Genomic DNA, 11,566 nt, shown 5'->3' with positions numbered 1-11,566 from the left:
AATTAGCATGTTTTATCGTCTTTACACACTGATTATTAAAGAATTGCAATCTCTACTCAGAGATCCGCAAACACGGGCTATCTTAGTTATGCCGGTTATCTTCCAGATGATCTTATTTCCTTTATCCGCAACCCTTGATGTGACTAATGCAACTATTGCTATTTTTGATGAAGACAAAGGCAAAGCCTCTATTGAACTCACCCAACGGCTGGCAAAATCAAAAGCATTTCCTGACGTGCTATTACTGAACCATTCACAAGAAATACAACCGGTAATCGATCACCAAAAAGCCTTATTACTGGTACGTTTCCCACAAGATTTCAGTGCTAAAATTGCCAGTCATGACCCGGTTTCCCTCCAAGTATTGCTGGATGGGCGCAACTCTAACAGCGCTCAAATTGCCGCGGGCTATATCCAAGAAATTGTCCTTAACTATCAACAGGAGCTGATGGGTAACTTGCCGAAAGCCAATAATAGCGAGTTGGTGATCCGCAACTGGTATAACCCTAACTTGGATTATAAATGGTTTGTCGTGCCCTCTTTGGTGGCACTGATTACTACGGTTGGGATATTGACGGTCACGGCACTGTCAATTGCGCGCGAAAGGGAACAGGGAACGCTGGATCAATTACTCGTTTCACCCATGACCACCTGGCAGATTTTCATTGGCAAAGCCGTTCCTGCGGTGATTGTCGCTACCTTTCAAGCAACTTTAGTGCTCGCCATTGGCATATTCTGCTATCAAATTCCCTTTTCTGGTTCACTGGCGCTGTTTTACTGCGCTATGCTGATCTACAGTTTATCGCTAGTGGGATTTGGCCTGTTAATCTCTTCCCTTTGCTACACTCAGCAACAGGCGTTTATTGGCGTATTTGTCTTTATCATGCCCGCTATCTTAATCTCCGGTTATATTTCTCCGGTTGAAAATATGCCCGGATGGTTACAAGACATCACCTGGATTAATCCTATCTGGCACTTTAACGACATCACCAAGCAAATTTATCTCAAAGATGCCGATTTCACGGTTATCTGGAGAAGTCTATGGCCTCTTTTAGCCATTACTGCCACAACCGGTAATCTTGCCTATTGGTTATTTAGACGGAAGATTGCTTAAGTCAAAGAATAGAAATGAAATATATAACCTACCACCAAAATATCGGTGGTAGACACCTGTAAGCCTACGAAAAGTCAGCGTATTTTTATACAGATATTAACCAATTGAGCCAATTGGGCTGATATTAAGGAGAAACCAGACTTTAGCTTATACCCGTCGTCTTTCAAATTGCCTCTTTGGTGGCTGCACTCGCTCACCCCGGTCACATAGTTTGCTATGCTCCCGGGGATCCACTCCCTTGCCGCCGCGATCCATCTTGAAATCCATAGGGTATACATGACAATGATCATTTCTCAGATTTTTTATTAACTTTATAAAACAGAAATAGTAAAAATGATGATAACACTATTATCGTTAAAGGCAGAATATAAGATTCTTTATATGAAAAAAGACCGGTTATACCACCAACAAACGCGGCTATGATTTGATGAATAAAACCAATTAATGCCATCACAGAAGAACCTGTTACAGGTGTTTTATCTGAGGCAATAGATAAACTGATCGGGTAGTTTATCGCTTGTCCAAGAACAACTAAGAAATAAGCACTATATAGTATTATCTCCAGAATGCCCCCCACAATACTCCCAACAAACATAACCACACCACCAATAAGAATTAAAATTATTCCTATTTTCATGAGATTAGCTCTACCGCAATATACTATGTATCGATTTAAAATTATCGCTCCAAGTAAATAAGACATACTGATTGGAATGCCTATAATACCATATTGGCTTTCCGACCAACCAAAATTAAACTTAAAAATCAATGGAGCCATAATATTGAATGATATAATTGCACCATAGCCAATTCCACCAATGAAAACCGCATATATATAATATTTATTTTTTAACAAATTGATATATTTATATACTGAATTTTTTTCATTTTTACTATGATTATATTTTTTTGCTGATAACAACAGCATTGAGATTAATGCTCCAAAAGCCAAAACATAAAATATAGATTTCCATCCCAGAATAGTCAGTATAACAGAACCTATCGATTGCCCAATGCCCAAAGAAATGACAAATGCTATAGATAAGTAAGATAATGCTTTTGCCAACTCATCTCCTCTAAAATTATCACGCAAAATTGATCGGGCAATAACAGAAACTCCACCAGCGCCAACACCCTGAAAGAACCTAATTAAAATCAAAGAATAAATATTAGTTGATAGCGTCACACCAACACTACATGCAAATAATATAATAAGAGCAAAAAACATTGATTTCTTTCCCCCCCAAATATCACATATTCCGCCCCACACCAGCATTAATGAAGCCATTCCAATTAAGTATGATGAAAGCATCCATGAAGTATGGTTTATATTTAAGTGTAAGTCTGACGCGATTTCAGGTACAGCAGGGAGATACATGGTCATACCAAGTTGGGCTATAAAAATGGATATACATGGTATTAATAATAAATTTTTTTTCATTTTTATTAACCGATAATTGTCTTGTACACTTGGAAAATAATTTTAATAAGAAGATTTAATATGGGGTATGAGATTTTTATCCCCTCCCCACAATAAAATTGTCTTCTTTACGCTACACTTATTAGGGAGTTTAAAGTGGCACTCTCTTGATATAAGGACTCTCTTAAGAAATCAGTAATTAAATAACAAAATCGTTTAATTAAATCACTATCCATATCAGCTCTGAGAGTCACTCTAATTGCAGCCCGCCCTTGAGGAACGACAGGGAAAAAAACTGACGATGTAAAAAAGCCATTTTCAGCTAGAAATGCAGCCGTTTTATTTGCCAACGAAGCATCACCACATTGAATTAATCGTATTGCAGTCGAACTGCCAAATTGATCTGTAGTTATTAAACTGTCAAATAATTGTATATTTTTTTTTCAATTTTTCCTGAAGCTCTTTAAGCTCAGGCTTGTAATGTATCCTAATTGAAGCTCTTCCAGCTCCTATTGCCGCTGAATTTAAGCTCTGAGACCAATTACTCGGGCCACCATAGCGATGAATGAGTTTCTTTTGATTACGACTACCCAACATGACTAAACCACCACTGGCTGCAAATGATTTAGCCAAAGAAGCAACGATAATGGAGTCCTCATCCAGCTCCTTAATATGTGACCTTACATATCCACAGCCTTTATCTCCTATAGCAGATAAAGCATGTGAATCATCCAAGTAGGTGAATAACCCATATCGCTCTTTTAAATACATTATTGAACTTATGTCAGCAACACCTCCCATACTATATACACCATCTGCTACATAAACCACTTTCTTATGTATTTTACATATATCTTCAAGATAACCCATATCGTTATGTGGGGCTGTTATCACCTCTGTTTCATCAGCACATGATGGTTTTAAATGATTCATAGAATAATGAGAATATTTGTCAAATACCATCACAGGGTTTACGTTTCCAGTGAAAACACCCGATGCAAGCAAAGGCAATATACCTGAACTTGCAGAACTACATGATAATGTACTTAAACATTCGGCATTAAATAACGCTGACAATTCCCGTTCATAATCTTCCAAGATGGAAAGTTTACACCTATTCTTCGAGTTAGGTATACGAAGTGACCCAGTTTCTTTTATCGCGTCTATAGCACCATTTAATATATCTTTATGATAATCCAGACCAAGATATGATGTAGTACAGAAATGATGAAACTCTCGGCCATATTGGTCTGTCATATAATTTATACCAGATACCTTTACATCTAAACCTGATATCTTATTATTTTCTGCATTTTCCCAATCACTTTCTGAGATGTTAATAATTTTCTTGTAATTCATAAATTTATTATTGTTCATATAATAAACCCCATTGAATTCTCTTGTAAGAATATCGTGAATCATGGCTCCTATATAATAAACCTTCCCTTTGTAGCAATTTATATTACCATGAATCAAAAATCAATTAATCATAAATAATTTATATAAAATCCATATTAACCATTATAATTACACTACTTATTTAATAATAACAAAACATTATTATATTTGAAGTAATAATGTCTCAGTAAATAACCTGAGATTTGCTTAAGAAGGGAATTAAGCGCCTGAGATACGATCAAAGCTTTTGCTAAAGAAAACAAAATAGTGGAGATCGTCAGGCATGTCTAAAATTGCTTATACATTCCAACCTAAAAAAACCGAGCTTGAATTTACGGGATTGTGATATCGATATTTTTAAACAAAGCTGAGGTTAAATATGAATTACGTGGAGTTAATCCGCATTCAAGACATGCTTCATAGATATTTCTCACCATCAACTGTTAAACCAATTTAAAAGAATCACTCGGTATGCAAAATAACCACACCTGTTATTCAGATATTATTAATTCCATAAATACTTTTTTAATATAAGCGCCAGCACAATTCATAAAAATATATACCCGTCATCTTTCAAGTTGCTTCTTTGTTGGCTGCACTCACTCACCCCGGTCACATCGTTATCTATGCTCCTGGGGATTCGCTCCCTTGCCGCCGCGATCCATCTTGAAATCCATAGGGTATAATTGTGAATTTTTAGATCAATAAAGCAATATAATTCTTTGTTATTAGAAAATAAACCTAAAACTCAGTGTAGCTAAAGTTACTTTAGCTACACTGAAAATATCAATTAACGGCGATCGCCAAAAATACGCAATAACATCAAGAACATATTGATGAAGTCTAAATACAGCGTCAATGCACCAACAATAGAAAATTTACGCAAATTCTCTTTGTCATTCACATCCAAATCTTCACCCATCTCTTTCAGCTTCTGAGTGTCGTAAGCGGTTAAGCCCGCAAAAATAACGACACCAATGTAGGTTACCGCCCACGTCAACGCTTCACTCTTTAACCATAAATTAATCAGAGAAGCCAAAATGATGCCGATTAGCCCCATAAATAAGAAGCTACCAAGGCCACTCAGGCTACGTTTGGTGGTATAGCCATAAAAACTCAGCGCACCAAACATCCCGGCCGTCACGACAAAAGTGCTCGCAACGGAGCCAATAGTATAGATAACGAAAATACTGGAAAGCGTCAGGCCGGTCAGAGCTGAATAGAGCATAAACAACCCTGTGGCTAACGAAGCTCCTATGCGGTTAATCATGCCAGAGAGGACGAAAACCAACCCAAACTGAGCAATAATCAACCCATAAAATAGTATTGAATTTGAGAAAATATATAAAACAACATTCTGATTTTGTGACACATACCAAGCCACAAACGCGGTTAACAACAGACCACAAGTCATCCAACCATAAACCTGGGCCATATAAGTTTGTAGGCCGGTTCCAGCTTGCTGGATTATCGAACCATTAGAGCGTGGATATCGATCCATGAAGCTTACCTTTTATAACGATATTAAAGAACTAGGTTGTTCAGTACCAACAACCCACTCAAGTTTTATACATTATCATAGAATATAAACAAAACATCATAGAATATAAACAAAACAATTCACTATTCAATAATTACTCATATAGTAATCCTTTTATTCAATCCTTTTTCGAAGCGTTTCGCAGAATTTAACCAATACTTTCATCACCAGCGTTTCACGGCTTCCTGATCGCTCTCTCGGGATTCAACCCAACGTTCACCATCAGGCAAGAACTCCTTTTTCCAGAAAGGTGCCTGCGTTTTCAAAAAATCCATAATAAATTCAGCTGCTTCAAAAGCCATATGACGATGAGCACCGGTCACACCCACAAACACGATCTCATCACCCGGATACAATGTACCAACCCGATGGACAACACTGATTCGCTGCAACGGCCAGCGACTGCGTGCTTCGGTGACAATACGCCGTAATGTTTTTTCCGTCATTCCCGGATAATGTTCCAATCTCAGCGCCCCGACATTATCTCCCAAATTATGATTGCGGACTTTGCCAGTGAAAGTGACAATAGCACCATCTTCAGCACATTGAGCAAGCCATTGATATTCATCCCCTAGCTTGAAATTCTCCGGCCCAACGAAAATGCGGGTGTTTTCCATTTATTATCCCCCAGTCACCGGCGGGAAAAAGGCCACTTCATCGCCATCCTGTAATCGGTGCCCGCCATGAACCAGAGATTGGTTTACCGCTGACAACAATTTTCCATTTTCCAACGCCAGAGCCCAACGTTCTCCCTTTGATATTAACGCCATTCTCAAACTGTCAACGGTTGTGTAACGATTATCGAGATCCAGTGAATCAGTACCTACCAGCTCACGTACCTGAGCAAAAAACAGGACCTTAATCATTGCTCCACCTTAAAATGACCTAATTTACCACCGATTTTCTCCAGTAAACGCACTGGCCCAATGACCATATCTTTCTGTACCGCTTTACACATATCGTAAATTGTCAAAGCCGCGACTGACGCCGCTGTCAGGGCCTCCATTTCAACACCGGTTTTCCCAGTCAGACGACAACAGGATTCAATTCTGACCCGGTTATATTTTGTCTGAGCTTCCAACTGGACTTCTACTTTAGTGAGCAGTAATGGATGACACAGCGGAATTAATTCCCATGTGCGCTTGGCTGCTTGGATACCCGCAATCCTCGCGGTGGCAAATACATCACCTTTGTGATGGCGACCTTCAATAATCATCGCCAGTGTTTCCGGCTTCATTCCAACAAACGCTTCTGCCCGTGCCTCGCGTGATGTTTCAGCTTTAGCAGAAACATCAACCATATGCGCTTCACCGGTAGAATTGATGTGGGTTAATTGAGACATTCTCAGCTCCTGAAAAAACAACAATATCCAGACGGTAAATTAACCGCCGATGACGGAAAGATTTGGCGTGATACCGCTGTCACCTTGATGAAGAAAATGGGTTTCCCGTTTATGCCGCAATCCATCCTGAATACGCAATTTCAGATCATCGAGTTGTTTTTCACTCGCCAATAAGTCACGCAGTGGTATCCCCTGTTCACCAAACAGGCATAAATGAAGATGACCTATTGAAGAAACACGTAATCGATTACAACTCTGACAAAAATTTTTCTCATAAGGCATAATTAAACCCACTTCTCCCTGATAATCAGGATGGCTAAAAACCTGTGCAGGGCCATCACTGCGTGAACGTTGAAGCAAATGCCAGCCATCGAGCAGCAGGCGTTCCCGGATAATTTCCCCCGAAATGTGGTATTGGCGAAACATTTCACCACCGTCACCCGTTTCCATCAATTCGATAAATCTTAGTTGAATCGGACGATCTTTTATCCAATGCAGGAAAGCCGACAGGCTGATATCGTTAACATTTTTCATCAGCACCACGTTGACTTTCACTTTACTAAAACCCGCCGCAAATGCTGCATCAATACCACGCATCACCTGAAAAAATTTGTCCTGCCCGGTAATCGCATGAAATTGGCGGGGATCAAGCGAATCCATACTGACATTCACTGCGGTTAAACCCGCCTCTTTCCACTTAGCAATATCTCGCTCCATTCGATAACCGTTAGTGGTTACCGCGAGGGTTTTAATCAACTTATTTTCACGTATGACGGAAATAATATCGGTGAAATCGCGGCGCATGGTCGGTTCACCCCCCGTCAAACGGATTTTCTCGGTACCCAGATCGGCAAATGCCCGGCCAACAAGACGGATTTCGGGTAATGTCAAAAAGGAGTGATGTCCACGGGGTTTATAACCCTCCGGCAAACAATAAGTGCACCGAAAATTACATACATCGGTGATTGATAGCCGCAAATAGTAAAATTTGCGGGCAAAAGCATCTGTGAGTTGTTTCACCATAACACCTTTCCAAACATGGGAGACGTGGGCATTTCTGCCTCACATCCTGGTGACTCAGTGGTCACGGCCAAAACATCATATCGCTGTGTAAAAAGTGACTTAGATGCAGAGGCTAGGAGTTAATTCCATAGGGTATATGATTTAATGTAAAACGACCCTCTGTGATATGGATTTTAGCGCTTAACAAAGAAAAATGCGAATACCTACTTTCGTTATATAATTGAATATATACCTTATGGATTTCAAGATGCATCGCGACGGCAAGGGAGCGAATCCAAGGACAATTTCTATTTGTGATCAGTTAAAACATTGTACCCAATCATAACATTTGTTCGGTTAATCGTGTTTTATAATAAATTACGCTAAAATTATTCAGCGAATATATGCTCAGTCAGTAATAGGAATTCTATGCGAAACCGCACATTAGCCGATTTAGATCGGGTAGTTGCCTTAGGCGGAGGTCATGGCCTTGGACGCGTTATGTCCTCTCTTTCATCACTAGGCTCTCGCCTAACAGGCATTGTCACCACGACAGATAATGGCGGCTCAACCGGCAGGATCCGGCGTTCAGAAGGTGGTATTGCCTGGGGTGATACCCGCAATTGTTTAAATCAGCTTATTACCGAACCCAGTGTCGCGTCGGCAATGTTCGAATACCGTTTCAGTGGCAATGGCGAACTGGCAGGGCATAATCTGGGGAATCTGATGCTTAAAGCGTTAGATCATCTAAGTATCAGACCCCTTGAGGCAATTAATTTAATCCGCAGTTTGTTGAAAGTTAATGCTCATCTTATTCCAATGTCTGAGCAGCCCGTTGACCTGATGGCGATAGATGATCAAGGCAACACCATTTATGGCGAAGTTAATGTTGATCAATTGAATTGTATTCCTCAGGAGTTGATGCTTTATCCACCTGCGGCCGCAACAAAAGAGGCATTGGATGCTATCACTCAAGCAGATCTGATTATTATCGGCCCTGGCAGCTTCTTCACCAGTCTGATGCCATTGCTTCTGCTTGAAGATCTCACCCAAGCACTGCGCCGTAGCAACGCCAATATGATTTATATCGGTAACCTTGGCAAAGAACTCAGTGCCGCGGCCGCTGAACTGACACTGAAAGATAAGCTGGAAATAATGGAAAACAAAATTGGCAGCCGGATAATTGATGCGGTAATTGTTGGCCCGTGCACAAATATCAGCGAGCTTAACGACCGGATTATTACTCAGCAAATACTCGAAGCACAGGATGTTCCCTATCGCCACGACCGTGAATTATTGCATCAGGCGTTAGAGAATACCCTGCAAAACCTTGGTTAATTAAGAATTGGCAATAAATTGCTCTCGCAATGCCTGAACCTCATCCCGAACACTAGCCGCCTGTTCGAATTCAAGATCCTGCGCATGCTGGTACATCTTCGCTTCCAGCTCGCGGATTTTGCTTTCCAGCTCTTTGGCAGACAGGTTGCTGAATGTTTCCGCTGTGGCAACCGCTTTACCTCTGCCCTTTCTTTTACCACCCGCTGGCTGCCCAATTTGCAAAATATCATTAATTTTCTTATTCAGACCTTTTGGAACAATACCGTGTTTTTCATTAAATATCTGCTGCTTAGCACGCCGGCGTTCCGTTTCACCAATAGCTTTTGCCATTGAATCAGTGATCTTATCGCCATAAAGGATCGCTTTACCATGCAGGTTACGGGCAGCACGCCCAATCGTCTGAATTAATGAACGTTCAGACCGCAAGAAACCTTCTTTATCCGCATCAAGAATAGCCACCAGAGAAACTTCTGGCATATCCAGCCCTTCCCTCAGCAAGTTAATTCCCACTAATACATCAAACTCACCTAAACGAAGATCCCGAATAATTTCCACACGTTCGACAGTATCGATATCCGAATGCAAATAGCGAACCCGCTCACCGTGTTCTTCCAAATACTCCGTTAAGTCCTCTGCCATTCGCTTAGTCAACGTGGTGACCAGCACCCGTTCATTTTTCACCGCCCGAATACGGATTTCAGACAGTAAGTCATCAACCTGTGTCGCTACAGGACGCACCTCCACTTCTGGATCAAGCAAACCAGTAGGACGCACCACCTGTTCCACCACATCGCCACTGGATTTTTCCAATTCATATTTGCCCGGCGTAGCCGAAATATAAATGGTCTGTGGAGCCAGTGCTTCAAATTCTTCAAACCGAAGTGGGCGATTATCCAGCGCAGAAGGCATACGGAAACCATATTCCACCAGCGTCTCTTTGCGAGAACGATCCCCTCGATACATCCCACCAATTTGCGGGATGGTAACGTGCGATTCATCCACTACCAGCAAACCATCAGCAGGGAGATAATCAAACAGTGTCGGCGGCGGTTCCCCTTCAGCGCGGCCAGAGAGGTAACGGGAATAATTTTCAATGCCGGAGCAATAACCCAATTCATTCATCATTTCCAAATCAAATTGAGTACGCTGCGTAATACGCTGTTCTTCCAGCAGCTTACCATTTGCCAGCAATACCTTACGCCGCTGCTCAAGCTCAATTTTAATCGCTTCCATTGCCTGAATAATACGCTCACGCGGAGTAACATAGTGGGTTTTCGGATAAACGGTGTATCGTGGAACATGATATTGAACCTGCCCCGTTAGCGGATCAAACAACGATAACCGTTCTACTTCATCATCAAATAGTTCAACCCGCAGGGCATGCTCATCAGATTCAGCCGGAAAGATATCAATCACTTCACCACGAACCCTAAATGTCCCTCGCTGGAATGCCTGATCATTACGAGTATATTGCAATTCAGCTAAACGCCGCAGAATAGAGCGTTGATCAATCATCATACCGTTGGTCAGGTGGAGCATCATTTTCAGGTAACTATCAGGATCACCCAAACCATAAATAGCCGATACAGACGCAACGACAATCACATCTCGCCGCTCCAGCAAAGCTTTTGTCGCGGACAGGCGCATTTGCTCAATATGTTCGTTCACGGAAGCATCTTTTTCGATAAAAGTATCGGAACTCGGCACATAAGCTTCCGGCTGGTAATAATCGTAATAGGAAACAAAGTACTCTACGGAATTTTCTGGGAAAAAGTCCTTCATTTCGCTGTAAAGTTGAGCCGCCAGTGTCTTGTTCGGAGCAAGTACCATCGTTGGTCGGTTTAAATTGGCTATCACATTAGCGACAGTAAATGTCTTACCCGACCCCGTGACCCCTAGCAAAGTCTGGTGGGCAAGCCCATCTTCTAAGCCTTCTTGTAATTGACGGATGGCCTCTGGTTGATCACCCCCCGGTTGGAAGTCAGAATGTAATTTGAACACCTTACTCATCGGTATCTCACTTTCCTAACATTGATTCACATATAATACTGGATATAAAACCAGCTTCAAGTTGGTTTTATAAAAACGGACTCAAATAGGTCACTTCCCTATCAATTAAACATTCGTTGATATCAAAATAAATCCCATTTTATCCCCAAAATTATCTTGATTTTTCTATTTTCTATATGATTGGCTGAAAGGTGACAACATGGGACATCATCACAGGTCAGGCAGGTCTTGATTTTAGTTATCTTATTGATATTTAATACAATTAAAACAAAGACGAGAATAACATCAACCTTGACGAAAGCCGCGTACTTTCTTGCGTCGCGTAACTTTTCTAAGTCTAATACACAAGGTTATCCACAGGAATAGTGGATAACTCTACAAACCCTATTAACTGTACGAGGT

Annotated in this window: 12 protein-coding genes and 1 riboswitch; of the genes, 2 read left to right on the top strand and 10 right to left on the bottom strand. The window is 41.0% G+C overall.

Annotated elements, in window-relative coordinates; genetic code table 11:
• Nucleotides 1-7: 7 nt before the first annotated feature.
• Nucleotides 8-1,114, top strand: a complete 1,107-nt coding sequence (locus AACQ38_RS08505) for an ABC transporter permease (RefSeq protein WP_011145807.1) — start codon at nucleotides 8-10, stop codon at nucleotides 1,112-1,114.
• A 74-nt stretch (nucleotides 1,115-1,188) separates the two neighbouring features.
• On the opposite strand, the gene AACQ38_RS08500 is transcribed toward AACQ38_RS08505, so the two are convergent.
• From AACQ38_RS08500 to moaA, 9 genes are all read right to left on the bottom strand, one after another.
• Nucleotides 1,189-1,392 (bottom strand): hypothetical protein, encoded by a 204-nt coding sequence (locus AACQ38_RS08500; RefSeq protein WP_207631810.1) that lies wholly within the window; start codon nucleotides 1,390-1,392, stop codon nucleotides 1,189-1,191.
• Between the two features lie 8 nt (nucleotides 1,393-1,400).
• On the bottom strand, nucleotides 1,401-2,555 hold the full coding sequence (locus tag AACQ38_RS08495; RefSeq protein WP_011145806.1) for an MFS transporter: 1,155 nt from the start codon (nucleotides 2,553-2,555) through the stop codon (nucleotides 1,401-1,403).
• 107 nt (nucleotides 2,556-2,662) lie between these two features.
• Nucleotides 2,663-2,884 (bottom strand): hypothetical protein, encoded by a 222-nt coding sequence (locus AACQ38_RS08490; protein ID WP_242685545.1) that lies wholly within the window; start codon nucleotides 2,882-2,884, stop codon nucleotides 2,663-2,665.
• 70 nt (nucleotides 2,885-2,954) lie between these two features.
• Nucleotides 2,955-3,911 (bottom strand): aminotransferase class I/II-fold pyridoxal phosphate-dependent enzyme, encoded by a 957-nt coding sequence (locus tag AACQ38_RS08485; RefSeq protein WP_242685541.1) that lies wholly within the window; start codon nucleotides 3,909-3,911, stop codon nucleotides 2,955-2,957.
• A gap of 811 nt (nucleotides 3,912-4,722) precedes the next feature.
• On the bottom strand, nucleotides 4,723-5,433 hold the full coding sequence (locus AACQ38_RS08480) for a Bax inhibitor-1/YccA family protein (protein ID WP_011145804.1): 711 nt from the start codon (nucleotides 5,431-5,433) through the stop codon (nucleotides 4,723-4,725).
• Between the two features lie 203 nt (nucleotides 5,434-5,636).
• A complete protein-coding gene (gene moaE / locus AACQ38_RS08475; protein WP_165577893.1) occupies nucleotides 5,637-6,089 on the bottom strand; it encodes a molybdopterin synthase catalytic subunit MoaE in 453 nt (150 codons plus the stop codon).
• A 3-nt stretch (nucleotides 6,090-6,092) separates the two neighbouring features.
• Complete coding sequence (gene moaD, locus AACQ38_RS08470) at nucleotides 6,093-6,338, bottom strand: molybdopterin synthase sulfur carrier subunit (RefSeq protein WP_011145802.1); 246 nt, start codon at nucleotides 6,336-6,338, stop codon at nucleotides 6,093-6,095.
• Nucleotides 6,335-6,814 carry a cyclic pyranopterin monophosphate synthase MoaC gene (gene moaC / locus AACQ38_RS08465; RefSeq protein WP_011145801.1) on the bottom strand — a complete coding sequence of 160 codons (480 nt, stop codon included), beginning with the start codon at nucleotides 6,812-6,814 and terminating at the stop codon, nucleotides 6,335-6,337. The genes moaD and moaC overlap by 4 nt, the downstream gene beginning before the upstream one ends.
• A 39-nt stretch (nucleotides 6,815-6,853) precedes the next feature.
• Entirely contained in the window at nucleotides 6,854-7,834 is a 981-nt protein-coding gene (gene moaA / locus AACQ38_RS08460) for a GTP 3',8-cyclase MoaA (RefSeq protein WP_165577892.1), read from the bottom strand.
• A riboswitch (molybdenum cofactor riboswitch) is annotated at nucleotides 7,824-7,968 on the bottom strand. Its footprint overlaps the gene before it by 11 nt.
• 277 nt (nucleotides 7,969-8,245) lie before the next feature.
• Here moaA and yvcK point away from each other — a divergent pair.
• Nucleotides 8,246-9,154 (top strand): uridine diphosphate-N-acetylglucosamine-binding protein YvcK, encoded by a 909-nt coding sequence (yvcK, locus tag AACQ38_RS08455; RefSeq protein ID WP_165577891.1) that lies wholly within the window; start codon nucleotides 8,246-8,248, stop codon nucleotides 9,152-9,154.
• Here yvcK and uvrB read toward each other — a convergent pair whose 3' ends face one another.
• Nucleotides 9,155-11,164 (bottom strand): excinuclease ABC subunit UvrB, encoded by a 2,010-nt coding sequence (uvrB, locus tag AACQ38_RS08450; protein WP_165577890.1) that lies wholly within the window; start codon nucleotides 11,162-11,164, stop codon nucleotides 9,155-9,157.
• Nucleotides 11,165-11,566 lie beyond the last annotated feature (402 nt).

The sequence above is a fragment of the Photorhabdus sp. RW14-46 genome, assembly GCF_963887965.1.
GTDB classification, from domain to species: Bacteria; Pseudomonadota; Gammaproteobacteria; order Enterobacterales; family Enterobacteriaceae; genus Photorhabdus; species Photorhabdus laumondii.
Note: the sequence above shows the minus strand (reverse complement) of the source record. Positions and strands in the feature narration are given on the sequence as shown.

Excerpts from the sequence above, each read along its gene's own strand:
- AACQ38_RS08495 (WP_011145806.1), bottom strand. The coding sequence starts at position 2,555 with ATGAAAAAAAATTTATTATTAATACCATGTATATCCATTTTTATAGCC.
- moaC (WP_011145801.1), bottom strand. The coding sequence starts at position 6,814 with ATGTCTCAATTAACCCACATCAATTCTACCGGTGAAGCGCATATGGTT.
- moaD (WP_011145802.1), bottom strand. The coding sequence starts at position 6,338 with ATGATTAAGGTCCTGTTTTTTGCTCAGGTACGTGAGCTGGTAGGTACT.
- yvcK (WP_165577891.1), top strand. The coding sequence starts at position 8,246 with ATGCGAAACCGCACATTAGCCGATTTAGATCGGGTAGTTGCCTTAGGC.
- AACQ38_RS08500 (WP_207631810.1), bottom strand. The coding sequence starts at position 1,392 with ATGTATACCCTATGGATTTCAAGATGGATCGCGGCGGCAAGGGAGTGG.
- moaE (WP_165577893.1), bottom strand. The coding sequence starts at position 6,089 with ATGGAAAACACCCGCATTTTCGTTGGGCCGGAGAATTTCAAGCTAGGG.
- uvrB (WP_165577890.1), bottom strand. The coding sequence starts at position 11,164 with ATGAGTAAGGTGTTCAAATTACATTCTGACTTCCAACCGGGGGGTGAT.
- AACQ38_RS08480 (WP_011145804.1), bottom strand. The coding sequence starts at position 5,433 with ATGGATCGATATCCACGCTCTAATGGTTCGATAATCCAGCAAGCTGGA.
- AACQ38_RS08505 (WP_011145807.1), top strand. The coding sequence starts at position 8 with ATGTTTTATCGTCTTTACACACTGATTATTAAAGAATTGCAATCTCTA.
- AACQ38_RS08485 (WP_242685541.1), bottom strand. The coding sequence starts at position 3,911 with ATGAACAATAATAAATTTATGAATTACAAGAAAATTATTAACATCTCA.